The organism is Streptococcus sp. SCPM-O-B-15277 (M60) (genome assembly GCF_058200335.1).
In genome coordinates, this window is record NZ_JBYQGR010000002.1 from 44,520 (window position 1) to 70,066 (window position 25,547).

23 protein-coding genes are annotated in these 25,547 nt (G+C 41.0%); 20 read left to right on the forward strand and 3 right to left on the reverse strand.

Annotation, left to right across the window (positions count from 1 at the left end; all coding sequences use genetic code 11):
- Nucleotides 1–7 precede the first annotated feature (7 nt).
- Nucleotides 8–1,045, forward strand: a complete 1,038-nt coding sequence (locus AC3E9F_RS03665) for an aldose epimerase family protein (RefSeq protein WP_490672815.1) — start codon at nucleotides 8–10, stop codon at nucleotides 1,043–1,045.
- 41 nt (nucleotides 1,046–1,086) lie between these two features.
- Here the strand turns inward: AC3E9F_RS03665 and rnjA are convergent, their stop codons facing one another.
- Nucleotides 1,087–2,769, reverse strand: coding sequence for a ribonuclease J1 (gene rnjA, locus AC3E9F_RS03670; RefSeq protein ID WP_490672816.1), 1,683 nt, complete (start codon nucleotides 2,767–2,769; stop codon nucleotides 1,087–1,089).
- 1 nt (nucleotide 2,770) lies between these two features.
- Nucleotides 2,771–3,004, reverse strand: coding sequence for a DNA-dependent RNA polymerase subunit epsilon (locus AC3E9F_RS03675; protein ID WP_490672817.1), 234 nt, complete (start codon nucleotides 3,002–3,004; stop codon nucleotides 2,771–2,773).
- 272 nt (nucleotides 3,005–3,276) lie between these two features.
- On the opposite strand from AC3E9F_RS03675, the gene AC3E9F_RS03680 reads away from it, so the two are divergent.
- The 13 genes from AC3E9F_RS03680 (at nucleotide 3,277) to AC3E9F_RS03740 (ending at nucleotide 15,338) form a co-directional block, all read left to right on the forward strand.
- Nucleotides 3,277–3,483, forward strand: a complete 207-nt coding sequence (locus AC3E9F_RS03680; protein ID WP_263394240.1) for a hypothetical protein — start codon at nucleotides 3,277–3,279, stop codon at nucleotides 3,481–3,483.
- 263 nt (nucleotides 3,484–3,746) lie between these two features.
- Nucleotides 3,747–4,430, forward strand: coding sequence for a tRNA (adenosine(37)-N6)-threonylcarbamoyltransferase complex dimerization subunit type 1 TsaB (gene tsaB, locus AC3E9F_RS03685; RefSeq protein ID WP_263394241.1), 684 nt, complete (start codon nucleotides 3,747–3,749; stop codon nucleotides 4,428–4,430).
- Nucleotides 4,427–4,864, forward strand: coding sequence for a ribosomal protein S18-alanine N-acetyltransferase (gene rimI, locus AC3E9F_RS03690; protein WP_263394242.1), 438 nt, complete (start codon nucleotides 4,427–4,429; stop codon nucleotides 4,862–4,864). The genes tsaB and rimI overlap by 4 nt, the downstream gene beginning before the upstream one ends.
- On the forward strand, nucleotides 4,854–5,864 hold the full coding sequence (gene tsaD, locus AC3E9F_RS03695) for a tRNA (adenosine(37)-N6)-threonylcarbamoyltransferase complex transferase subunit TsaD (RefSeq protein ID WP_263394243.1): 1,011 nt from the start codon (nucleotides 4,854–4,856) through the stop codon (nucleotides 5,862–5,864). Before rimI ends, tsaD begins: the two co-directional genes overlap by 11 nt.
- 65 nt (nucleotides 5,865–5,929) lie before the next feature.
- On the forward strand, nucleotides 5,930–6,541 hold the full coding sequence (locus AC3E9F_RS03700; RefSeq protein WP_263394244.1) for a hypothetical protein: 612 nt from the start codon (nucleotides 5,930–5,932) through the stop codon (nucleotides 6,539–6,541).
- Nucleotides 6,542–6,602: 61 nt separating this feature from the next.
- Nucleotides 6,603–7,298 (forward strand): AzlC family ABC transporter permease, encoded by a 696-nt coding sequence (locus AC3E9F_RS03705; RefSeq protein WP_490672818.1) that lies wholly within the window; start codon nucleotides 6,603–6,605, stop codon nucleotides 7,296–7,298.
- Complete coding sequence (locus AC3E9F_RS03710; RefSeq protein ID WP_490672819.1) at nucleotides 7,288–7,611, forward strand: AzlD domain-containing protein; 324 nt, start codon at nucleotides 7,288–7,290, stop codon at nucleotides 7,609–7,611. The genes AC3E9F_RS03705 and AC3E9F_RS03710 overlap by 11 nt, the downstream gene beginning before the upstream one ends.
- A 102-nt stretch (nucleotides 7,612–7,713) precedes the next feature.
- Entirely contained in the window at nucleotides 7,714–8,556 is an 843-nt protein-coding gene (locus AC3E9F_RS03715) for an amino acid ABC transporter substrate-binding protein (RefSeq protein WP_263394247.1), read from the forward strand.
- Between the two features lie 138 nt (nucleotides 8,557–8,694).
- Nucleotides 8,695–11,052 (forward strand): hypothetical protein, encoded by a 2,358-nt coding sequence (locus AC3E9F_RS03720; RefSeq protein ID WP_263394248.1) that lies wholly within the window; start codon nucleotides 8,695–8,697, stop codon nucleotides 11,050–11,052.
- A 188-nt stretch (nucleotides 11,053–11,240) separates the two neighbouring features.
- Nucleotides 11,241–12,095 carry a MetQ/NlpA family ABC transporter substrate-binding protein gene (locus tag AC3E9F_RS03725; RefSeq protein ID WP_263394249.1) on the forward strand — a complete coding sequence of 285 codons (855 nt, stop codon included), beginning with the start codon at nucleotides 11,241–11,243 and terminating at the stop codon, nucleotides 12,093–12,095.
- Nucleotides 12,096–12,216: 121 nt separating this feature from the next.
- The gene (locus AC3E9F_RS03730; protein WP_263394250.1) at nucleotides 12,217–13,590 is read left to right on the forward strand and encodes a M20 family metallopeptidase; all 1,374 of its coding nucleotides are present in this window, start codon (nucleotides 12,217–12,219) and stop codon (nucleotides 13,588–13,590) included.
- Nucleotides 13,583–14,644: a methionine ABC transporter ATP-binding protein gene (locus AC3E9F_RS03735; RefSeq protein WP_263394251.1), complete on the forward strand. Its 1,062-nt coding sequence runs from the start codon at nucleotides 13,583–13,585 to the stop codon at nucleotides 14,642–14,644. Before AC3E9F_RS03730 ends, AC3E9F_RS03735 begins: the two co-directional genes overlap by 8 nt.
- 1 nt (nucleotide 14,645) lies before the next feature.
- Nucleotides 14,646–15,338, forward strand: coding sequence for a methionine ABC transporter permease (locus AC3E9F_RS03740; RefSeq protein WP_263394252.1), 693 nt, complete (start codon nucleotides 14,646–14,648; stop codon nucleotides 15,336–15,338).
- 26 nt (nucleotides 15,339–15,364) lie between these two features.
- On the opposite strand, the gene AC3E9F_RS03745 is transcribed toward AC3E9F_RS03740, so the two are convergent.
- Nucleotides 15,365–15,934 (reverse strand): MptD family putative ECF transporter S component, encoded by a 570-nt coding sequence (locus AC3E9F_RS03745; RefSeq protein WP_263394253.1) that lies wholly within the window; start codon nucleotides 15,932–15,934, stop codon nucleotides 15,365–15,367.
- A gap of 131 nt (nucleotides 15,935–16,065) precedes the next feature.
- Between AC3E9F_RS03745 and AC3E9F_RS03750 the strand changes: the two genes are divergently transcribed.
- The 6 genes from AC3E9F_RS03750 to pgfM1 all read left to right on the forward strand — a co-directional run bounded on the left by AC3E9F_RS03750 (nucleotide 16,066) and on the right by pgfM1 (nucleotide 25,481).
- The gene (locus tag AC3E9F_RS03750; protein WP_263394254.1) at nucleotides 16,066–16,917 is read left to right on the forward strand and encodes an Rgg/GadR/MutR family transcriptional regulator; all 852 of its coding nucleotides are present in this window, start codon (nucleotides 16,066–16,068) and stop codon (nucleotides 16,915–16,917) included.
- Nucleotides 16,918–17,101: 184 nt separating this feature from the next.
- Nucleotides 17,102–18,349: an MFS transporter gene (locus AC3E9F_RS03755; RefSeq protein ID WP_263394255.1), complete on the forward strand. Its 1,248-nt coding sequence runs from the start codon at nucleotides 17,102–17,104 to the stop codon at nucleotides 18,347–18,349.
- Nucleotides 18,350–18,427: 78 nt separating this feature from the next.
- Nucleotides 18,428–19,708: a histidine--tRNA ligase gene (hisS, locus tag AC3E9F_RS03760; RefSeq protein ID WP_263394256.1), complete on the forward strand. Its 1,281-nt coding sequence runs from the start codon at nucleotides 18,428–18,430 to the stop codon at nucleotides 19,706–19,708.
- A 197-nt stretch (nucleotides 19,709–19,905) separates the two neighbouring features.
- Nucleotides 19,906–21,459: an LPXTG cell wall anchor domain-containing protein gene (locus tag AC3E9F_RS03765; protein ID WP_263394257.1), complete on the forward strand. Its 1,554-nt coding sequence runs from the start codon at nucleotides 19,906–19,908 to the stop codon at nucleotides 21,457–21,459.
- A gap of 76 nt (nucleotides 21,460–21,535) precedes the next feature.
- Complete coding sequence (gene pgfS / locus AC3E9F_RS03770) at nucleotides 21,536–22,495, forward strand: glycosyltransferase PgfS (protein WP_263394258.1); 960 nt, start codon at nucleotides 21,536–21,538, stop codon at nucleotides 22,493–22,495.
- A gap of 22 nt (nucleotides 22,496–22,517) precedes the next feature.
- Complete coding sequence (gene pgfM1 / locus AC3E9F_RS03775) at nucleotides 22,518–25,481, forward strand: glycosyltransferase PgfM1 (protein ID WP_263394259.1); 2,964 nt, start codon at nucleotides 22,518–22,520, stop codon at nucleotides 25,479–25,481.
- Nucleotides 25,482–25,547 lie beyond the last annotated feature (66 nt).

The following is a 25,547-nucleotide window of genomic DNA, read 5'->3' on the forward strand; positions in this document are numbered from 1 at the left end:
GATAGGGATGAAAGCATACACAGAACGTGTATTTGGAAAAGTTGATGGCAAGGATGTTGTCGCTTATTGCTTTGAAACAGAAGCAGGCTACCAACTAGAAATCATGACCTATGGTGCAACGATTCTACGCTATGTAACTCCAGATAAGGCTGGTAATTTTGCCAATGTTATCCTAGGATTTGATGATTTTGACAGCTATGTGGGAAATAGCCCTAAACATGGAGCGAGTGTAGGTCCAGTGGCAGGTCGTATCGCAGGTGCAACATTCGAACTCAATGGCCAGACCTATGAACTCGAAGTCAACAATGCTAGCAACTGCAACCACAGTGGTTCAACAGGTTGGGATTCTAGCTTATTTGAACTAGTCGAAGTAAGTGACCATGGCTTGACTCTTTACACGGAAAGAAAAGACGGGACAGGAGGTTTCCCTGGAAATCTTAAAATCTGGATTAGCTACTACTTGGAAGAAACGGGTGCCTATGAAATCAGCTACAAGGTAACGACAGATCAAGATACCTTGGTTAATCCAACCAATCACAGCTACTTTAACTTGTCAGGCGATTTTACTCAGACGGTTGATCGTCATGTCTTCCAATTAAATACAGAAGGTATTTATCCAATCGCTCCGGACGGTGTTCCAGCTAAGATCCCAGATGCTAATCGTGATGTGGTTAAACACATCTACAATGGCGCCTTGTTGAAAGATATCTTTGCAGACCAAGATGAGCAAATCCAACTCGTATCTGGTTTGGATCACCCATTTGCTCTTCCGGAAGGACATGACAATGCTGGTTTCTTGTATGACCAAGGTTCAGGTCGTTTCTTACTCTTTAAGACAGAAGCTCCTTGCTTTGTAGTTTATACAGCGAACTTTGTGGATGAGAGTGTCATCATCGCTGGTCAACCAATGATCCAGCACAATGGAATTGCTCTTGAAGCACAGGCTTTGCCAGATGCTATTCACAGTGACCTTAAAAATCAAGTCATTCTCAAAGCAGGTGAAACTTTCACCAGCAAAACTCGTTACGATCTTGTTGTTAAATAAGAAAAACTCTCTGAAGCCTTTAAGCTTCAGAGAGTTTTGTATTATTCTTCTTCATCTGGTGTGAGAATCATCGGAATGATGATTGGTTCACGCTCAGTATTTTCGTAAAGGAATGGTCGAATAGCGTTTACGATAGCGCCATTGACTGATTGGATGCTGGCATCCTTGTTTTTCAAAGCGATACGAATAGCATTGAAAAGGATGCGTTGACTTTGACGGATCAAGTCACCAGATTCGCGCATGTAGACGAATCCACGACTGAGGATATCTGGGCCAGAAATAATCATCTGAGACTTGAAGTCTACTGTTGCGACAGCAAGTACGACACCATCTTCGGATAGATCTCGGCGGTCTTTTAGGACTGCTGCTCCGATTTCACCGATACGATTTCCATCGACGTAGATGTCTTGGGCATTGAAGTGACCTGCGATACGAGCAGAGTCTGCAGTGAGGGCAAGCACATCACCATTGCTCATGATAAAGATATTGTCCTTCTCTACTCCAGTGTCTACAGCTAGTCCAGCGTGGACCTTTTGCATGCGGTATTCACCATGGACAGGCATGAAGTATTTTGGCTTGATGAGGCGGAGCATGAGTTTTTGCTCTTGCTGGCCACCATGTCCAGATGTATGGATGTTGTTAATCTTACCATGGATGACTTCAACTCCAGCTTCAGAAATGATGTTAATCAGCTTATTAACGCTAGTGGTGTTTCCTGGGATTGGACTGGATGAGAAGATAACCGTATCGCCAGGTTGGAGTTGCACTTGACGGTGAGTTCCGTTAGCGATACGAGAGAGGGCTGCCATAGGTTCACCCTGGCTACCTGTACAGAGGATAAGAATCTCGCCTGCAGGGTAGTCTTTGATTTCGTTTGGTTCGATGAAGGTTCCTTTTGGTGCCTTAATGTAGCCTAGTTCAATCCCGTTGACAATAGCTTTCTCCATAGAACGTCCAAAGACAGCAATCTTACGCCCTGTTTTAACAGCGGCATCAGTCGCTTGCTGTAGACGGAAGATATTTGAGGCAAAGGATGCAAAGATGATACGTCCCTCGATACCTTGGATAATCTTCATAATAGACTGACCAACGACCTTTTCAGAGTTTGTAAAGGTTGGCACTTCAGCATTTGTCGAGTCAGAAAGTAAGCAAAGCACTCCGTCTTCACCTAGGGCTGCCATACGGTGCAAGTCTGCAGGTTCACCAACTGGTGTAAAGTCAAACTTGAAGTCACCGGTACAGACGATTTTTCCTTGAGGTGTATGGATAACAATTCCCAAAGGCTCTGGGATCGAGTGAGTTGTTCTAAAGAAAGTTGCTTTAAGATTTTTAAAAGTCAACTCAGTGTTGTGGTTGATTTCGTGAAGTGTAGCATTGCGCAAAAGGCCATGCTCTTCGAGTTTTCCACGGATCAAAGCGAGAGCTAGTGGACCTGCATAGATAGGGATATTTGCTTGCTTGAGCAAGAAAGGAATCCCACCAATATGATCCTCGTGTCCGTGTGTAATCAAGAGAGCCTTGACGCGGTCGATATTTTCGACAATGTAAGAGTAATCAGGGATAACGTAGTCGATACCAAGCAAGTCATCCTCGGGGAATTTAATCCCTGCATCAACGATGATGATTTCGTCTTGGTATTCGATTCCGTATGTGTTTTTACCGATTTCTCCTAGACCACCAATGGCAAAAACGCCCACTTCTTCTGGTTTAAGAGTATAGGCCATATTAGAACTCCGTTATTTCGAATGCGCCAGTTTCTTTTTCGTAGTCTAGCAATTTGTTTGACAAGAGCTCGATATACTCAACATTGAATTCTGGACGGTTTTTTTCAACAAGTTCACGGGCAATGATACGTCCCTCAAGTTCTGAGCTGGCATCAATGTCTAAGTAAAGTGAGCGTGTTGTTTCACGACGTGGGCTACGGTCTTTTGTTTCTTGATAAAAAACTTTGTAAATCATGTGTTTCCTTTCTGTTTTCAGGTCAGCTGTATTCAAAAAATTACCAGCTTGAAGCTGTTTGTTTCTATTTCATTTTCTGCCTGTATTGACCTTGATTCGTTACAATTATCTCAATTATAACATAAAAAGGGGAATTAGTAAAAGCAGGAAACATGAAAGTAAGGAGCTTGAAATGTGTTTCATTTTGCCCGATACAAGTATTTGAAGACTTTAGAATCACGTGCTATAATAAAGTTAGAAAAGAGGTTTTTCCTTATGAAGGAGGGCAGGATATGTTTCAACTAGCTATTATCATTCGTCTTCTGGCCTTTGCGGCATTTGTTGTCTGTGTTTACGGAGGAAATGTTTTGTATACTCGGCTAGAGTATCGGAAAGCCAAACTCCTGTGGAAGATTGGCTTCGTGACTCTGTATTCGTTTTTCCTTCTTCTTGTGACCTATGTGGTCTGGTTTGTATTTTACTTTGGCTTGAATACTTAAGTGCTGAGGCTGGGACAAAAGTCCTAGCCTCTCAATTGTCTTTGGATTGTCGAGCAAGACGCAGTGGTTGAGTGGGCTCTACTAGGCTGATTTCATCAGCTTTTACAGCCCTACTCAACTGTGCGGAGGTGGGACGACGAAATCGAATTCTAACGAATGACCGATTTCTGTCCCACTCTCATTTTCGTTTCAAGACAAAGAAAATTCCCATGCGAGGGCTTTTGTAGTATAATAGTAAACAGACAATAAGATAGGAATGTGTTATGAAAGTATTAGCTTTTGATACGTCCAGCAAGGCTCTTTCTCTAGCTATTTTAGAGGACAAGCAGCTTCTTGCCGAGACCACGATTAATATCAAGAAAAATCACAGTATTACCCTCATGCCTGCTATTGATTTTTTGATGACCAATCTAGATTTGACACCCAAGGATTTGGATCGAATCGTCGTAGCAGAGGGGCCGGGTAGCTATACAGGTTTGCGGATCGCAGTGGCGACCGCCAAGACCTTGGCTCATACCCTAAACATTGAGTTGGTGGGCATGTCAAGTCTCTTGTCTCTGGTGCCATGCCAACAAGAAGGGTTGCTTGTACCTTTGATGGATGCACGCCGTAACAATGTATACGCAGGATTTTATGAACATGCTCAACCTGTCTTTCCAGAAGCGCATCTGTCCTTTGCGGAAGTCCTTGAGCAAGTCAAGGATGCTGACCAGGTAACCTTTGTCGGTGAAGTGGGTCCCTTTGTCGAACAGATTCAAGAGCAATTACCACAGGCTAACTATCAAGAAACCTTACCAAATGCAGCGAATCTAGCTCTTTGGGCTTGGGATAAGGAAGCAGACTCTTTGCATGACTTTGTGCCAAATTACCTTAAGCGTGTAGAAGCTGAGGAAAACTGGCTCAAGAATCACACCGAGTCTGGAGAATCTTACATCAAACGCCTATGATTGAAATCAAACGAATCCAACAGCAGCCTGATGAGGCACAAGCTATCTACGAAGTGATGACAGATGTTTATCCCGTCAGTCCTTGGACGTTGGAACAAATTCAAGCAGACCTGTCTCAAGACCAGACTTGGTATGCTCTAGCTTATGATGGGGAAGAAGTGATAGGTTTTCTAGCAATTCAGGAGAATCTTTTTGAAGCAGAAGTCCTGCAAATTGCTGTCAAAAAAGCCTATCAAGGTCAGGGGATAGCCTCAGTCTTGTTTGCAACATTGCCGACAGATAAAGAGATTTTCCTCGAAGTTAGAAAGTCCAACCACCGAGCGCAAGCATTTTACAAGAAAGAAAAAATGGCAGTCATCGCTGAGAGAGTGGCCTACTACCATGATCCGGTTGAGGACGCTATTATCATGAAGAGAGAAATAGATGAAGGATAGATATATTTTAGCATTTGAGACATCCTGCGATGAGACTAGTGTCGCCGTCTTGAAAAACGATAACGAGCTCTTGTCCAATGTCATTGCTAGTCAAATTGAGAGTCACAAACGTTTTGGGGGCGTAGTGCCAGAAGTAGCTAGTCGTCACCATGTCGAGGTCATTACAGCCTGTATCGAGGAGGCGCTAGCAGAAGCAGGAATTACCGAAAACGATGTGACAGCTGTGGCGGTTACCTATGGACCAGGATTAGTAGGAGCCTTGCTTGTTGGTTTATCAGCTGCCAAAGCCTTTGCTTGGGCGCATGGACTACCTCTAATCCCTGTGAATCACATGGCCGGTCATCTCATGGCAGCTCAAAGTGTCGAGCCTTTGGAATTCCCCTTGTTAGCTTTATTGGTTAGCGGTGGACACACAGAGTTGGTTTATGTTTCTGAGGCTGGTGATTATAAGATTGTTGGGGAAACTCGTGATGATGCGGTTGGTGAGGCCTATGATAAGGTAGGCCGAGTCATGGGTTTGACCTATCCAGCAGGTCGGGAGATAGACGAATTGGCTCATCAAGGTCAGGATGTTTATGGCTTTCCTCGTGCCATGATTAAGGAAGACAATCTAGAGTTTTCATTTTCAGGTTTGAAGTCTGCCTTTATCAATCTTCACCACAATGCCGAGCAAAAGGGAGAAAGCCTGTCTACAGAGGACTTGTGTGCTTCCTTCCAAGCAGCAGTTATGGATATTCTCATGGCAAAGACCAAGAAGGCCTTGGAGAAATATCCTGTTAAAACCCTCGTTGTGGCTGGTGGTGTGGCAGCTAACAAAGGACTTAGAGAACGCCTAGCAGCTGAAATCACAGACGTCAAGGTCATCATTCCACCTCTGCGACTTTGCGGAGACAATGCGGGTATGATTGCCTATGCCAGCGTCAGCGAGTGGAACAAAGAAAACTTTGCAGACTTGGAGCTAAATGCCAAACCAAGTCTTGCTTTTGATACCATAGAATAAAGAGTCAGCTTGTGGCTGGCTTTTTTGTTTGGACAAATGCCAGAGTTTTTTAGTATAGTAGAAATATGAGATTTAAAAAAACAATCAGTATGGCGTTTGCCCTAGTGGTATTATTGCTGTCTCTAATGGTTTTTCAGCTGTTTCAAAAGACACAACTGGTCATGTTTGAATCTATTTCATTTAACATGCCCCTCAAATCTTTTGAAAAAGTGTTTGGAAAACCTAATGAAATAGTAGAAGAGACAGAAACAGGCTATCACAATCCTTGGCATGCAAAAGATCCCTATCTCTATAAAACCGGGCGCCTTTTCTACGACTATGAAAGTTTTAAATGGAAAGGTTATAGTGGTCGCGTGACCTTTACCTTCTCAAAATCGCATCGTTTACAAGGGGCTACGGTTTATTTCCCTGTGGCGTCCAAGGCTCAACAGAAGGAAGTGCTTTATAAGATAACCCAAGATATGAAAGCAGAAATTGAAGCTCTTCCAGATTATCAGTCCATGACCACTGATACGGTAGGGCTCTATGATGACGGTTATCGCTACAAGGTTAAACTGAAAGGGCAAAAGAGAGAGCTCTGGATTGATGTCTATCCTACAGAATATGAGGATGATGACAATCCTGGGAATAATCAATATAATATTCGTATTGATCAATCTCGATGGTACTCGCCCTAGGGTTCTTGTTTTGAACGCTTTGTGACAATAGAATGATGTATTTGTAAGAATGAGGAGGTTTATGAAAGAAAAAGGATTTTGGGAGGGTGTACAAGCAGCTGTGCCGACGGCTTTAGGTTATATTAGCATTGGTCTTGCTTGTGGCATTATCGGCTCCCCTTATGTAACCCCTGTAGAGATGGGCTTGATGAGCCTCTTTGTCTATGCTGGGAGCGCCCAGTTTGCCATGATAGCCTTGATAGCAGTTCAAGCACCTGTGGCAGCCATTGCTATGACGGTCTTTTTGATTAATCTGCGTCTCTTCTTGCTGAGTTTGCATGCGTCGACCTATTTCCGCCACACTAGTCTCTGGCATAATATCGGAATGTCTAGTCTCTTGACCGATGAGACTTACGGGGTCTTGATGAGAGAACTGGTTCATACGGATAAGGTCAACCCTATGTGGATGCATGGAAACAATCTCAATAGCTATGTAGCCTGGTTTGTTGGGACAGTAGTTGGGACAACCCTTGGTGGCCTTTTGCCAAATCCAGAAGTTTTTGGGTTAGATTTTGCTCTAGTGGGGATGTTTATCGGGATTTTCACTTCCCAGTTTCAGATTATGCAGAAACGGATTCCCTTACGCAATCTCTTCATCATTCTTGGAGTTGTTGCTGTTTCCTTTTTTGTACTCTTGACAGTAGTATCTCAGTCGTTAGCTGTCCTGTTTGCGACCTTGCTAGGTTGTACCATGGGGGTGATTTTGGATGGTCAGTAAGTATATTTTAATGGCAATCGTCTTTTCTGGTTTGGTGACTTGGGTTCCAAGAACTATTCCGTTTATCCTTGCCAAGTATAAGGGTTTGCCACCTATCGTAGAGCGCTTTTTGAAATTTCTCCCAGTTTCTATTATCTTTGCCTTGATTCTTTCAAGTGTGGTGACAGGAAAGATCGGGAGCTTTCCACAGATAAAATGGTTAGACTTTCTAGCAGTCTTCCCAACAGCCTTTGTGGCCTTTCGTTACCGCAATCTGGTGGGGACGGTTCTCTTTGGAGTAGTCTTGATAGCAGTCCTACGTTTGGTCTTTTAATCAGCCATAAAGAAAACCTATCACAAATATAGAAATCATATAATGGCGCAATCCTAATTTTTCTGTTAAGATAAGACTGTATTTTATTTTGGAGGAATTATCATGAAAAAAATCGTTAAGTATTCATCACTTGCTGCCCTAGGGATTGTTGCCGCAGGTGTATTAGCAGCTTGCTCAGGTGGTGAGAAGAAAGATGCTACAACTAGTGAAGCAACATCTGGTAAGAAAGAAATTATCGTTGCAACTAACGCTTCACCAAAACCATTTAACTATGAAGATAATGGTGAGTTGACTGGTTACGAAATCGAAGTTATTCGTGCTATCTTTAAAGACTCTGACAAATATGATGTCAAGTTTGAAAAGACAGAATGGTCAGGGATCTTTGCAGGTCTTGACGCAGATCGTTACCAAATGGCAGTTAACAACATTAGCTACACTAAAGAACGTGCAGAAAAATATCTTTATGCAGCACCAACTGCTAAAAACCCTAACGTTCTCGTAGTTAAAAAGGATGACAACAGCATCAAATCACTTGATGATATCGGTGGAAAATCTACTGAAGTCGTTCAGGGAACAACATCCGCTAAACAGTTGGAAGAATACAACAAACAACACCCAGATAACCCAACTATCCTTAACTATACGAAGGCAGATTTCCAACAAATCATGTCTCGTTTGAGCGATGGACAATTTGACTACAAGATTTTTGACAAGATCGGTGTAGAAACAGTTATCAAAAACCAAGGTTTGGATAACTTGAAAGTCATCGAACTTCCAAGCGACCAACAACCTTACGTATATCCACTTCTTGCAAAAGGTCAAGATGAGTTGAAGGTATTTGTGGATAAACGTATCCAAGAACTATACAAAGACGGAACTCTTGAAAAACTGTCTCAACAGTTCTTTGGTGGTTCTTACCTCCCAGCAGAAGCTGATATTAAATAATTTAAAAATACCTCTGTTAGTGACAGAGGTATTTTTATGTAAGCACATTCAAAAAAGCGACTGGATTGCCCCATATTCTTTGACAAAGCCCGTCGGAATGGGTTATAATAATAAATAATACATTTAAAGGAGATTGTTATGAAACATAAAAAGTTTCTATCCTCATTTACATTAGCTGCGGCTTTGTTAGCAGCGGGCGCAATGAATCATGAGGTTCAAGCTAATGAAAAGCCTGTAGATGCTAAGGAAAAAGCTGTTGCGCCATCATCATCTGAAAAACAGATTACAGATGCGCAAAAGGAAGTTAAGAAAGCTCAAGCGTCTGTAGATGAAAAAGCTTCAAAAGAAGCGGAGGCTAAAAAGGACTTAGCAAAGGCTGATAAAAAGGTTGCTGAGACAAAAGAAGCTATCAATATCGCTAAAAATGCTGATGCTATCATCGAAGAAGAATCAAAAGTAGCATCTGAGAAGAGCGCTGAAAAAACAGAAGCTGACAAAGCTTTGGCAAATGCAGAATCTACAGCAACAGCAGCTCAATCTGCAGAAACTGCTGCTAAAGAAGCTAGCCAATCTGCCAATGAAAAGCGTGACGCTAAAGCAGCAGAGGTAAAAGAAAAGCAAGCTGAACTAGATGGCATGACTGATGCAAGTCTTAAAAATCAAATCTCTAATGCTGAAAGCGAGGTTAAAAAAGCCGATCAGTCTCTTCAAGAACAAACGAAAGCAGCGAATGAAGTAGCGAATAAGATAGCAGAAAAACAAAAGGAACTTGACAATTACAAACCAACAGTCTTGAAAAAGGTCTTGAATCCAGAAGAACAAGGACATAAAGCTCCAGCATCTGAGGATGATTATGACTATAACAAAAAAAATCGCCCTAGAGACGCCGCAGGCAAACCTTTGATGGAAAATGTTGACTTTCAAGGTGTTCGTGAAGTTGAAGAGGAAGCAACTGAAGAAATGAAACGCTTCACTAAGGCTTTAGCTGATTATAATGCAAACCCATATGATGCAGTTAATCACAAATATAAAACAAGACCAGTCTTTAAGTTTGTTGTGGATAATCGCAAATTGACAGAAGCTTTCATCGAGTTAGCAAATGAACTCCGTCGTGCTAATGGTGTTACACAAGACTTAGCTCTAGACGAAGCCTACATTAAACATGCAGAAGAACGTTCAAATGAAATGGCTACCACTGGAGTCTTAAGCCATGATACCAAGTTCTCACACCCAGATGGAGAAGATGTTCGTGTAGAAAATATTGGAATGAATTATGCAATTCCTGGAACAGATGGTGGACCAAACTTTGTGGAAGTTAAAAATGGTCAAACGATTTATAATTACGATAAGATTATGAGTTATAAACAGTTTGCTTATGAATCCCTTTTAGCTTGGTATGCAGACTTTAATAATATAAAAGGAATCGACTACGGACACCGCAGAGCCCTTCTTACACCGGTTGGAGGAAAAGTAGGTGTAGCCCAAGGAACGATTGAAGGAAAAAATCCTAATAATATTTATTATACATATACAAGTAATGCCTATACACCTGAAACAGTGAAGGAATACAGTTCTAATTTCTATGCCTTTAATGAAGACGATAAATTGCATCCGACCTTCTATGGTAAACGCATGAAGTTCTTGCCTGAGCATCACTTTGTATATGTTGAGAAAACAGTTGTTGACAAATCTGCTGATCTTAAGTCTGAACTTGCATCATTGAAAGCAGAAAAAGCTGATAAAGATGCTAAAAAATCAGCTGCTGAAACTAAAAAAGCTGACTTGTTAGTAACATTGGACAAATTAAATAAACAAGCTAATAATCTAGTCAATGCGCGTGAACAAGTTAAAAAGGATTTGGAACAAGCTAAATCTGATTTGGCAACGTTAACTGCTGATGCGAAAGCAAAAGCTGAATTAGTTGCTACAAAATCACAAGAGGCAACTAAAGCAAGTCAAAATCTAAAAGCCTTGCAAGCCAAGGTAGCAGAATTGGCTACAGCTATTAAGAATGCAGAAGAAAAACGCGATAAAGCAATGGCCTTGAAAGGTCAAGCATCAGCCTTAGAAACAACATTGAAGCAAGCAGAAACTGATAAAGCAAATGCACAGAAAGTTAGTGACCAAGCGGAAGCTGAATTGAAATTGGCTCAAGCAGCCCTAGCAGAAGCCAAAGCGAAGCTACAAGCTTTATTAGATGTACTTGAAGCAGAAAATATGCTGAAATTGGCAGAAAAAGACGGAATGATTATTGGTCTACCAAAAAATGCTCCAGTTCAAGACACACTTCCAGAATTTGATCTTCGTAAACTTGCTGATAAACCTCAAGGTGCAGAAGCTAATAAACCTGTAGAAAAAGCTTCTACGAAAGCATTACCAAATACAGGAACAAACTCAGGAGTAGATGGGCAAACGACTCTATTCGGAGTTTACGGTTTACTTGCGAGCCTCGGCTTAGCAGGCATCGCAACACGACGCAGAAGACAAGGTAAATAATTCTTAAAAAGCTATCTAGCAATCAGCTAGCTAGCTTTTTTTATGCAGAGCTACAGAAGTGAATGTAGATTAATATTCGCTTAATATGTATAGTTTCAAACTATAGCCTTACCTATCTAATAACAATTTGCGAAATCAAATAAAGTATGAGATACTATTACGGTATTATTTTTAAAGGAGAAAGAATCATGAAAATCAAAAAATGGTTAAGCGTAGCAGCGATTGCTACAGTAGCAGGCCTTACACTTGCAGCTTGCGGAAATTCAGACAAGAAAGCAGACAATACAACTACAGTTAAAATTGCGACTGTTAACCGTAGCGGTTCAGAAGAAGCACGCTGGGACAAAGTCCAAGAATTAGTTGAAAAAGATGGCATCAAATTGGAATTCACAGAGTTTACAGACTACTCACAACCAAACAAAGCAACTGCCGATGGTGAAGTAGACTTGAACGCTTTCCAACACTACAACTTCTTGAACAACTGGAACAAAGAAAACGGAAAAGATCTTGTAGCGATTGCAGATACTTATATCTCACCAATCCGTCTTTACTCAGGTAAAAACGGAGAAGAAAACAAGTACACTAAAGTAGAAGAAATCCCAGATAACGGTGAAATCGCAGTACCAAACGATGCTACTAACGAAAGCCGTGCTCTTTACCTTCTTCAATCTGCTGGTTTGATCAAGTTGGATGTTTCAGGAACTGAACTTGCTACAATCGCAAACATCAAAGAAAATCCAAAGAACTTGAAAATCACTGAATTGGACGCTAGCCAGACAGCTCGTTCATTGACATCAGTTGATGCAGCTGTTGTCAACAACACTTTTGTTACAGAAGCAAAATTGGACTACAAGAAAGCACTCTTTAAAGAGCAAGCTGACGAAAATTCAAAACAATGGTACAACATCATCGTTGCGAAGAAAGATTGGGAATCATCACCTAAAGCTGATGCAATCAAGAAAATTATCGCAGCTTACCACACTGATGAAGTGAAAAAAGTTATCGAAGAAACTTCAGACGGCTTGGATCAACCAGTTTGGTAATAAACATAGGGAGGTGGGAGAGATTTTTTCCACCTCTTGCTTTTATATAGAGCCTCAAGCAAATGAAATCCACTTGTATTGATTCCAAAGGTACAAGTCCTAGTAGAAAGGTAGAGAAAAAATGGTTTTTCCTAGCCAAGAAGAACAAATTGAAAAATTTGAAAAGGATCATGTAGCGCAACATTACTTTGAAGTTTTGCGTACCTTGATTTCTAAAAAATCAGTCTTTGCCCAACAAGTCGGGCTGAAAGAGGTGGCTCGTTATCTAGGTGAAATTTTTAAACGTGTTGGCGCAGAAGTTGAGATTGATGAAAGTTATACGGCGCCTTTTGTCATGGCACATTTCAAAAGTTCGAGACCAGATGCTAAAACCATCATTTTCTACAACCACTACGATACAGTACCGGCAGATGGTGACCAAGTCTGGACAGAGGATCCTTTCACGCTTTCTGTGCGTGATGGTATTATGTATGGGCGTGGGGTGGATGATGACAAAGGTCATATCACTGCTCGTTTGAGTGCTCTTAGAAAGTATATGCAGCACCACGATGATCTCCCTGTCAATATCAGCTTCATCATGGAAGGGGCAGAGGAATCGGCCTCTATGGATTTGGATAAATATCTAGAAAAACATGCGGACAAACTCCGAGGTGCAGATCTATTAGTCTGGGAACAAGGGACCAAAAATGCCTTAGAGCAGTTAGAAATCTCAGGTGGAAATAAGGGAATTGTAACCTTTGATGCCAAGGTCAAGAGTGCAGACGTCGATATCCATTCTAGCTATGGTGGAGTCATCGAGTCGGCTCCATGGTATCTTATACAAGCTTTGACTAGTCTTCGGGCTGCAGATGGCCGTATCTTGGTAGAAGGTTTGTACGATGATGTGCAGGAGCCGAACGAACGCGAGTTGGCCTTGGTTGAAACCTATGCTCAACGTAATCCAGAGGAAATCAGCCAGATTTATGGCTTGGAATTACCACTGTTACAAGAGGAACGTACTGCCTTTCTAAAACGTTTTTTCTTTGAACCAGCTCTCAATATCGAAGGAATCCAATCAGGATATCAAGGGCAGGGAGTCAAAACAATCTTGCCAGCAGAAGCTAGTGCCAAGCTAGAAGTTCGCTTGGTTCCTGGTCTCGAACCTTATGATGTTTTGGAGAAAATCCGAAAACAACTAGACAAAAACGGCTTTGATAAGGTAGAATTGTACTATACTTTGGGTGAGATGAGCTATCGAAGTGACATGAGTGCGCCAGCTATTCTCAATGTCATTGAACTGGCCAAGAAATTCTATCCACAGGGCGTATCTGTTTTGCCGACAACAGCTGGAACAGGTCCTATGCATACCGTATTCGATGCCTTGGAAGTACCTATGGTTGCTTTTGGTCTAGGAAATGCCAACAGCCGAGACCACGGTGGAGATGAAAACGTACGAATCGCAGACTATTACACCCATATTGAATTAGTAGAGGAGCTGATTAAAAGCTATGAGTAGAGATATTATCAAGTTAGATCAAATCGATGTGACTTTTCATCAAAAGAAAAGAACCATCACAGCGGTTAAAGATGTGACCATTCACATCCAAGAAGGGGATATCTACGGAATCGTTGGATATTCTGGAGCAGGGAAGTCAACCTTGGTTCGTGTGATCAACCTTTTGCAAAAACCATCTGCAGGTAGAATTACTGTTGATGATGATGTGATTTTTGATGGGAAAGAAACCTTAACTGCTGGACAATTACGTCGCAAACGTCAAGATATTGGGATGATTTTCCAACACTTTAACCTTATGAGCCAAAAAACGGCCGAGGAAAATGTAGCCTTTGCCCTCAAACATTCTGGACTTAGTGAGAAAGATAAGAAGGCTAAAGTGGCTGAATTATTAGACTTAGTCGGATTGGCTGACCGTGCCGAAAACTACCCTTCACAACTTTCTGGTGGTCAAAAACAACGTGTAGCTATTGCGCGTGCCTTGGCCAATGATCCGAAGATTTTGATTTCAGACGAGTCAACTTCAGCTCTTGATCCGAAGACAACCAAACAAATCTTGTCACTCTTGCAAGAATTAAACCGTAAACTAGGTTTGACCATTGTCTTGATCACACATGAGATGCAAATTGTCAAAGATATCGCCAACCGTGTGGCAGTGATGCAGGATGGCCGCTTGATTGAAGAAGGTAGCGTTCTTGAGATCTTCTCAAATCCTAAGCAACCATTGACTCAGGATTTTATCTCAACTGCGACAGGTATCGATGAAGCTATGGTTAAGATTGAGAAGCAAGAAATCGTGGAACACTTATCTGACAATAGCATTCTGGTACAACTCAAGTATGCAGGGGCATCTACAGATGAACCGCTTTTGAATGAATTGTACAAGCACTACCAAGTAACAGCCAATATTCTTTATGGAAACATTGAAATTTTGGATGGTACTCCGGTGGGTGAGCTGGTAGTTGTTTTATCTGGAGAAAAAGAAGCGCTGGCGAATGCTCAAGACGCTATTCGTCAGGCTGGTGTGCAACTAAAAGTATTGAAGGGAGGACAGTAAGATGGCAGAGTTAATTCAAACATATTTACCAAACGTCTATAAGATGGGCTGGTTAGGCCAAGCAGGCTGGGGAACAGCTATTTACTTAACGCTTTATATGACAGTTCTTTCCTTTATCATTGGAGGGTTCTTAGGACTTGTTGCAGGACTGTTCCTTGTCTTGACGGCTCCTGGGGGTGTCTTAGAAGATAAATTTGTCTTTTGGGTTTTGGATAAGATTACTTCAATCTTCCGTGCGGTACCATTTATCATTCTCTTGGCGGTCTTGTCGCCCTTCTCTCATCTAATTGTCGGGACAAGCATTGGTCCAAATGCGGCTATCGTACCGCTATCTTTTGCAGTCTTTGCCTTCTTTGCACGTCAGGTTCAAGTGGTTTTATCAGAGCTTGATAATGGTGTGATTGAGGCGGCTCAAGCCAGTGGTGCTACATTCTGGGATATTGTAGGGGTTTACCTATCAGAAGGGCTACCAGACTTGATCCGCGTGACGACTGTAACCTTGATTTCCCTCGTTGGTGAGACAGCTATGGCGGGAGCAGTAGGTGCCGGTGGTATTGGTAACGTAGCCATCGCCTATGGATTTAACCGTTTCAATCATGATGTGACAGTCCTTGCGACACTCATCATTATCCTAATTATCTTTTCTATCCAATTCTTGGGGGACTTCTTGATCAAGAAATTAAGTCATAAATAAAAAAGAGCCCGAGGCTCTTTTTTTATTTAACTTTTCTGCACAACCTTCTTACTAAGTGCTTGTCCAATAAGGGCACCAAGAAAAGCGCCGATGAGAACACTTGTGATAAAGAGGAGGATATTAGCAGGATTCGGTGCAACCATGATGCGATCGATATAGTCCTGAGATTTTCCACGAGCGACTAGAGTTGCGAGATAGGCTTGAGGGGTCAACCACATGAGTAGGATGGGACCAGTAGTACCAAAAGCAAAAACTAGGAAGGAAAGAAGGTTCTTGACCTTGTCTTTGTAGTGACCTAGGTGAGCGATGCCGTCTGCTCCAAGACCACAGATAATTCCTGGGAGAAAGGCTCCAGCACCATGCTTGCTCCCGAGGAAAAAGAGAGAAATCACAAGCCCAATCGTTGTAATTGCTCCGAAACGAGGTACTTTTGCTAAAAGGATCATATAGACGCTACCACCCACTAGGGCAGCAAAAGCAGGGGCGTAAAACATATTTCCAGTGTGGTCGACAAGGCTTCCTAGTAAAACTCCCACTCCGATACAGAGAAAGTAGACCAGGGCGGCTACAAGGGTTGTCAAAATATTCTTTTTCATAAGTTCTCCTTCGTATATCTGATGTTATTCATTGTATCATGCCTGTGGAAGATTGTAAATGCTGGCTAGGGACTAGTATTTACTAGGAATTATGATAAAATAGGAAAAAATAAAAGACGAGTGGCAAGAGTATGAAAAATTTAGGTAAAGTTTTTAAAGAGTTGCGGGAATCAAGAAAAATTTCCTTGAGAAAAGCAACGGGGGATGATTTTTCAGCATCCCTATTATCACGTTTTGAAAATGGGAAGAGTGAAATATCTGCTCAAAAGTTATTTGTTGCTTTAGAGAATATTCATGCTAACGTAGAAGAACTCTTATTTTTAGCGAGAGGTTTTCACCAGGATGCTAATTCTGAATTCAGAAATCAATTGTTTAAAGCCGTAAACCCAAAAGATTTAACATCTTTGCATACCCTCTATCAGAGAGAATACCAACAAATCCCTTTTTCAAAGGATAAACAAGAACATATTCTCAATGCTATTTTGATAAAATCCTATATGAAAGCTATTGATGAGACGATTACATTGACCTCTGAGGAAGAAAGAGTTCTACATGATTATCTATTTTCTGTTGAAATTTGGGGACTCTATGAACTTTCGTTCTTTTCTTCCTGCTCTCCTCTTTTATCAGTCCAGCTTTTGACAAAGTATACTCGGGAAATGTTGCGGAAGTCAGATTTTTTGCAAGGAGTTGGGAAAAATCGAAACATGATGCACACCTTGCTCCTCAATGGCTTTATGACCTGTATTGAAGCTGATGATTTTACCAACGCCCTCTATTTCAAAAAACAAATTGAAAAGAACTTCTTTGAAGAAAATGAAACCTATTTTCGAATAGTCTACCTATGGGCAGAAGGTTTGCTTGATAGTAAGCAAGGAAGAGTGGAGGATGGGCAGAGAAAAATGGAGGATGCTGTCCGTATTTTTGAGATGATTGGTTGTAGCAAATCTGCAGATTATTATAGAAGCGCCATAGAGTGTTAAATATTTGCAACTGGATAAATTAAATTGAAACGATAGGACTGTGAAGATACTTATTAGTATTAGCAAGTTCTATCGTTTTCGTTATGAGTTTAGTTTGTTGCATATATTCAAAAAATTTTTCCCAAAGGATTCTTGATGCTATACTAGAACTACCATAAAAGTAGTATGTGAGAAAGGAATCTATATGAAACTATTACTAAGAAATCAAGCTTATCGAATCTTGAGTTTATCACGATTTTTCAATGCTTTTGGAGCTTCAATTTTTAATTTAGTATTTGTGGTCTATGCCTCGACTTTACCAGAGGCTTCTGTTGCCGTTGCCGTGGCTAATGTTGTGATGATGCTTCCAACTCTTTTTACAGTTTTTGTTGGAATTCGGGCAGATTATACCAAGGACAAGGTCAAATGGATGACCTATGTCGGTTTATTTCAGGCGGTTTTATTTTTTCTAGCAGCCCTAGTTGTTCAGCAAGCTAGTTTCTTTGCCTTTTCGACCCTTTGCCTCATCAATGTCATTAGTGATGTAGCCAGTGATTTTGCTGGTGGATTGCGAATGCCTCTCGTTAAAGAAAAAGTAGCAGAGTCAGATTTGATGGAGGCCTATTCCTTTTCGCAGTTTATTACCTACATCTCTGCGATTGGCGGGCAGGCTTTCGGAGTTTGGCTATTAGGGGTGTCGACACAGAACTTTTCGCTCGTAGCTGGAATCAATGCCATATTTTTCCTAGTGTCAGCTCTCATTCTCTTTTTAGGAAGGGCTGAATTAAGCTTATCAACTCCATTTGCTGATAGTAAATCAATGAAAAATGAGAAGCTTTCTATCAAAGATCAGTTTTTAACGATTTACCGAAACCTACGTCTCGTTTTTCTTCAAAGTGGACAGAAAAACTTTGGATTTATGCTCTTTGCTATCTTACTTATCAATGCTTTGGGAGGTGCTTTAGGTGGTATCTATAACATCTTCCTTTTAAATCATTCCTTACTGGATTTTTCCTACAAGGATGCCTTGTTTATCTTACAATTGATTACCTTATTAGCGGTTATCATCAGTAGTCTTACGGGCAATGATTATTTTGGGAAGCAATCTCTGCCTAGATTGATGATGTGGGTTACATTAGGAGCCAGTCTAGTTGGTCTATCTAATTTGTTAAACCAAGTCTTGCTCGGGATGTTTTTCGTCTTTTTTACCATGTACGTCTCTGGTAAAATCTCTCCAAAGATTAGTGCTCTGCTTATGAAAAATCTTGCTCCAGAGGTTCTCTCTCGTACCAGTAATTTTTTAGGTTTGTTGTTTACTCTATCTATACCAGTGGGGACGGCCTGTTTTTCACTGGTGGCAGTATGGAATATGCAGTTGACTTGGATGCTTTTTGTAGGTCTTTCTTTGTTAGCTATTCTTCTGACAAGTCTCAATCTCAAAAATAATCTTTAAATCCATGCTTTCTTCATACTGTCCCAATCCCTTCATTTATGGTAAAATAGGACTATTAAGTTAGAAAGAGGATTCTCTATGAAATTACAAAAACCAAAAGGAACGCAGGACATTTTACCTGCAGAGTCTGCCAAATGGCAGTACGTTGAAGGCTTTGCGCGTGAAATTTTCAAACGCTACAACTATGCAGAAGTACGTACCCCTATTTTTGAGCATTACGAAGTCATCAGTCGTTCCGTTGGGGACACAACTGATATCGTAACAAAGGAAATGTACGATTTTTACGACAAGGGCGACCGTCATATCACTCTACGTCCAGAAGGGACTGCGCCAGTTGTCCGTTCTTATGTGGAAAATAAACTCTTCGCACCAGAAGTTCAAAAACCAAGCAAGTTCTACTACATGGGCCCAATGTTCCGCTATGAGCGTCCACAAGCAGGTCGATTGCGCCAATTCCACCAGATTGGTGTGGAGTGCTTTGGCTCTAGTAATCCTGCTACCGATGTAGAAACAATTGCGATGGCAGCCCACTTTTTGAAAGCAATCGGGATTCAAGGTGTCAAACTACACCTCAACACTCTTGGAAATCCTGAAAGCCGTACGGCCTATCGTCAAGCCTTGATTGATTACTTAACACCACTCAAAGATAGTTTGTCTAAGGATAGTCAGCGTCGTTTGGAGGAAAATCCTCTTCGTGTTTTGGACTCGAAGGAAAAAGAAGACAAGGTGGTAGTGGAGAATGCACCATCTATCTTGGATTACCTAGATGAAGAAAGCCAAGCTCACTTTGATGCTGTTCGTCAGATGTTGGAAAGCCTTGGAGTAGACTACATCATCGATACCAATATGGTACGTGGTCTGGACTATTACAACCATACGATTTTTGAGTTTATCACAGAAATCGAGGGCAATGATTTGACAGTCTGTGCAGGTGGTCGCTACGATGGCTTAGTTGCCTACTTCGGTGGTCCTGAAACTGCTGGATTTGGTTTTGGACTTGGTGTCGAGCGCCTGCTTCTCATCCTTGAAAAGCAAGGTGTAGCTCTCCCTATCGAAAACGCTCTAGATGTCTATATTGCGGTTCTAGGGGAGGGAGCTAATCTCAAGGCCTTGGAATTGGTACAAGCTCTTCGTCAGCAAGGTTTCAAAGCAGAACGTGATTACCTCAACCGCAAGCTAAAAGCTCAATTTAAGTCAGCCGATGTCTTTGCGGCTAAAACTCTTATCACTCTCGGAGAGAGCGAAGTTGAAAGCGGACAAGTGAAAGTTAAGAACAATCAAACTCGAGAAGAAGTAGAAGTTTCGCTTGATGCTATCAGTCAAAATTACTCAGAAATCTTTAAAAAACTAGGCTTTTAATAGTTATATAATGAACCAGGAATTTATTCCTGGTTTTTTTACTTTATATTAAAAAGACGACTATTGAGGTCTCTTTTTGTATAAAAGGATGAGAAAAACTGAACGTTTTTGGAAGGACAAGTGGAATATTATAAAATCACTTGTAAACGAATTCAAAAAATGCTATGATATATTTGATTAATAAAAAGGAGTTAACCATGAATCATTTTAAAAAGAACGCGATACGTATGTTTGCCTTTTTAGGTGTAATTGTGTTATCTTTGACAGTACTGACGACAGTATTTGCGGCTAATGTTACAGACTATACAAATAAAACAACAATCACTGTTGATGGTCAACCACTGACAGATGAAACTCAAATCAGTACAGGTAAAGTTTTGGAAGCGACCAATACCATTTCTTTCCCTGACACTCAACAAATTAACGAAGGCGATATACTGGTGCTTGACCTTCCTAAAGAGTTGGGTTTGATTACGAAACTAGAGTTCCCAATTACACATAGTAGTGGTGAAGTGATTGGAAATGCAGTGACAGATCCAAGTACTCAAAAAGTAACGATTACTTTTACAGATTATTTCTCTAAGAATTACAAAGATAAGGTAATGTCTTTAAAATATTCTGTTCGTCCAAACGTAACGAACTTACCAGAAACAGGTAAATATACATTCCAATTCGGTACAGAAAACTATACACTTAATTACAATAAAACAGACGGTGAAGCTGGTGACTATGAAATGAAATATGGTTACCAAGATTCAGAAAATCCTAACCGAATCAAGTGGCGTATTGTTTTGAATGCTGTTCAGGACAAATTGAACAACATGGTCATTAAAGATGACTTTAGCGATAGTGGACAAGTCTTGGTGGAAAGCTCTTTCCGTGCAGTTCGTTATGCAACGCAACCAGAGAAAATTCCAAATGAAGCAGCACTTCTTAAACTAGAACCAATCGATAACTTTAGCAAAAAAGCTGAATTTACTCGAAATGCAGATGGTAAAATCACAGGATTCACCATTAACTTTGGTGATAACTGGAACTGGGCAATGTACATTGAGTACACAACAGAATTGACTTCACCACTTCCAGAAGGTACTAAAGTTGCCAATGTTTTGGAATGGTCAGCAAGCAACTTCCAAAAATCTCGTTCAGTCAGTGCATTGACGCGTTTAGAAACAGCTTCAGGTGAGGGTAGTGGAGATAAGACAACCACCACAACTACAACCACCACCACAACAACCGAAGCGCCAACGACGACTACAACAACGACGACAGAAGCGCCAACGACCACTTCGACCACCACAACAACCGAAGAGTCAACGACCACTTCGACCACCACAACAACCGAAGAGTCAACGACCACTTCGACCACCACAACAACCGAAGAGTCAACGACCACTTCGACCACTACAACAACAGAAGGGCCAACGACTACTTCAACTACAACGACAGAAGCACCAACGACTACTTCGACTACAACAACAACCGAAGCGCCAACGACTACTTCAACTACAACGACAGAAGCACCAACGACTACTTCGACTACAACAACAGAAGGGCCAACGACCGCTTCAACCACAACTTCGACAACGACAACTACAACCTCAAAACCAGATGTTCCAGGAACGACGACTACAGAGGAAAAACCAAAACTTCCTAAAACTGGAGAAGCCGTAGGAACTGGCTTGGTATTTGCAGGAATCGTCATCTTATCAGGCACAGTTGTATTGAAACGTAAATATTCTAATAAGTAATAGTTGAGTTTCTTTAGATAGGGGAGAGCATGGCTCTCTCCCTTTTTTAAAAAAGTAGATATTATGGAGTATTTAGATGAAACTATCAATTCTTATCACTCTTTTAAATGAAGAATTAGTTCTCGCTCAAACACATAAAGCCATCTCTGAGCAGTTAGAGAGTATGATTTTATCGGAAGAACTATCTGACTACGAAATTCTCTATGTGGATGACGGCAGTAGCGATAGCACACTAGAATTAATCGATGCTATTGCCAATGAAAACCCACGGGTCAAGTATATCAGCTTTAGTAGAAACTTTGGACGCGAGAGTGGAATTCTTGCTGGTTTTAAGTATGCGACTGGTGATGCAGTTATGGTGATGGATGGTGATTTGCAACATCCGCCCTACCTTATCCCTCTCTTTGTAGAAGCTTATAAAGAAGGATATGACATTGTCAGCGGTCAGAGAACTCGAGAAGGGGAGTCATTTGTAGGAAGCTTCTTTGCTCGTAGTTTTTATAAATTCTCAAACCACTCTATGGACGTCAAATTGACAGACGGGAAATCTGAATTACGACTCCTCAGCAAGAGAGCTGTGGATGTGTTTGTTTCGCTGCCTGAGTACAACCGATTTAACAAAGGGCTTTATGAGTGGATCGGTTTTAAAGAGAAGGTTATCCCTTATAAAAACGAAGTTCGTAAAGCAGGAAAAAGCAAATTCGGCTTTAAGAAGTCTATGAACTATGCTTTCCAGGGGATTATCTCATTTAATGATCGCCCTCTTAGAATTTGTATTCAATTTGGATTTGTCAGTATGGCTCTGTCTCTTCTCTATATTGTTTATGAATTTTGTAAATTTATCTTCTCTTCCGACTATACGAGTGGTTATTTCACGACAATAGCGGCGATTATCTTGTTTAGCAGTGTGCAACTGATTTTCATCGGTGTGCTTGGAGAGTATATCGGGAAGATTTACTACGAGGTGAAGCAACGTCCTCACTTTATTATTGCGAAAAGTAATATTGACCAAGCTGAAAAAGACAAGATTGGTTAAGATGACATAGGAGAAATCAATCATGAATAAGTGGTTAATGCAATTGCAAGAGTTGAAGGGAAAACACCCTAAAGCCTTGCTTTATACGATGAGTGCCTTACTACCGATGACCATCATGTTGGTTGTTTGGTTCTTTATGGGTAGCTATCCCTTTGGGAACAAAAGTCTGATGGCAGTTGACTTTGGTCAGCAGTATATCAGCTTTTTTGGCTTGCTTAAAAATGCGGTACTTACAGGTGATTTGAGTAGCCTGACTTATTCCTTTACCAAATCGCTCGGTGGAGACATGATAGGGGTTTTAGGCTATTACTTGATGAGCCCTTTTAATATTTTTTATATTCTTATCCCTTTCAAACACTATGGTTTAGCAGTATTTCTGACTATTTGGCTCAGATATGGAGCCATCGGCCTTTCTTTCTCTCACTTCCTTATCAAGCGTTATAAGGGAGCAGAGTCACGTTTGTGGTTAGTACCCTTATTTTCAACAGCCTATGCTCTTTCGGGGATGCTCGTTTCCTATCAGATGAACGTTATTTTCTATGACGCGATGATTATGTTACCGCTCGTCATCGTTTATCTGGAAGAGCTCTTGGATGGTGGAAGACCCTATCGTTACGCTTTTATTCTAGGGCTAACAGTCTTTCTACAGTTCTATATGGGCTATATGATTTCGATTTTTATCGTCCTATACTCTTGCTATTATAGTTCACCACGCCTCTCTATTCAGGGAACTCTGAAACAGAAGCTGAAATACTTCTTGAGTCCTCTGGTAAAAACATTTGCCTTTTCTGTCATTGGAGTCGCTACGGCTTCGGTATTGATTGTGCCGGTCTTTTATAATCTCCTTGAGAGTAAGGGGCAGGTTGGAGATGCCATGAAGTTCTCCTTCGCCTTTCAGATCAATCCCGTAGATATCTTATCGAAGTTGGCTATCGGTGGCTTTGATACTGCTTCAGGCTGGTCAGCTGGGCCGAATCTTCCAAATATCTACATCGGTGCTTTAGGATTTTTAGGTTTTATCCTTTACTTCACATCGAAACAGGTAGCCAAGGAAAAACGTTGGGCTGCAGGTGCGGTCACCCTTGTCTTCTTCATTTCCTTTGTCAATGAATTTGTAAGTAAAATCTGGCATATGGGGCAAAATCCAGCTGGATTCTTCTTCCGTTTCTCATGGCTTTTCTCTTTCTTTATGCTCGTTTTAGCCTATCAGGTAGTTAAGGGACAAGTAGAAATTTCTCGCAGAGGGAAGTTGCTTTCAGCTGTGTTACTAGTTTTATCAGCAATTTATCTCTATACAAAGAAATTCACCTATCTTCCAAAAACACAGCCAGAAGCATTGACTCAATTTCTAACAAAGAATGTTATTGTATTTTGGATTTTACTATTAGCTATCACTGCAGCTTGCTCTTATCTCTATTGGAGTCGTTCTCGTAAAGATCCTAAAGTGAAAAAAATGGTGCTATTGATAGCTGGGGCTGTCGTCCTTCTTTTAGGCATTCTTCTCCAAACAGGTTATCTCTTATCTCAGGTTGTATTAACCTTGTTGGTTTACTTGGCGGTTATCTTCTTACTGCGCTCAAGAATGACAAGATTAGCCATTCTTGCCTTATCTACCCTAACAATCTTTGAGTTGGGTTGCAACGCTTATCTATCTCAAGCAACCTTTGGGTATGCGGATGTAGATAAGTTTGTAGATGCAACGGTATCTGTAAAACAAGTGACAGATGATGTTCAGAAACAAGCAGACCAACCATTCTATCGAATCGCCTCCACCTTTGCCTATTCAAAAACAGTGCCATCGCTTGTTTCCTACCCAGGTTTAAGTACCTTTAGTTCTAGCTTAGAGCGTACGACCATGGATCAATTCGCCTACATGGGTGATCAAGGGATTAATGCGGCGACAGAGTATGAAAATGGGACCCTGTTAACCGATGCCCTATACGGTGTTCGCTACTATATGGATGTCAAGGATCTGGATCCTACAGAGAAAGAAGCTCATCCTGAGAGAATGTATTTCACTCGTTTTGCAAGTCGTTTTGATATGCAACGTTATTTCACGCGTAAGGTATATGAAGATGAGCGTTATATTGTGTACGAAAACCCAAATTCTTTCCCATTAGCTTATGGAACAAATGATTTGGTAAGAAATATCAACTTCGGTAAAAACAACGCTATTCAAAATCAAAATATCATTCTCAACTCTATGGAAGGTGCGAAAAAAGACGAAGAAAATTATCTCGATTATTTCAAGCCCCTAGCCTATGGAGATGTCGAAACAGAAAATCTTACTGAGGAAAATGTCGACAAAGAAAAAGGAACCGCAATTTACAAGCGGGTGGACTCTTCTAAGGATGCAGTGGTTCGCTACCGAATTACTCCGCGAACAGACTTGACTTATTACTTCTTCGTACCTGCAGGTCTAAATACAGAGAAAGATTATTCCGTCCTTCTGAACGGCAAGTGGTTTACTCATTCTAAGAGAAATACGCAACGTCAACTCTGGCAAATTGCAGACAAGGCGGAGAATCAAGAATCTGTGCTTGAGTTCCGCTTTAAAACAGATAAGGTTGACCTTTCAAATGCAGGTGTTTATCGTGCAGAAATCAGTCAAATTCAAAGTGCTTTAGAAAAACGGAAGGAACAAGGTCTACAAGTTGAGAAATTCTCGAATACTCATATCGTCGGTTCAGTGAATATTACTGATGACAGTAAATACATGATGACCTCTATCCCTTATAGTGAGGGTTGGAAGGTGAAAGTAGATGGCAAGGATGTCCCTGTGACAAAAGCATGGAACAGCTTTATTTCCTTCCCGATTACTTCCGGACAACACAAAGTAGAATTTGTCTTCTCCCAAAAAGGAAGGTTTACAGGTGCTGTATTGACTCTCATCAGTCTAACAACGCTTTATATCGTCAGAAGAGATTACAAGAAGGATGATAAAAACCAGCTGAAAGAAAATCAAAACGCTCCATCAGCTGAGTAAGCAATTTTTTATCAACTATAAAAAAATACGGTCAGGATACCATTCCTGACCGTTTTCTTTTACAAA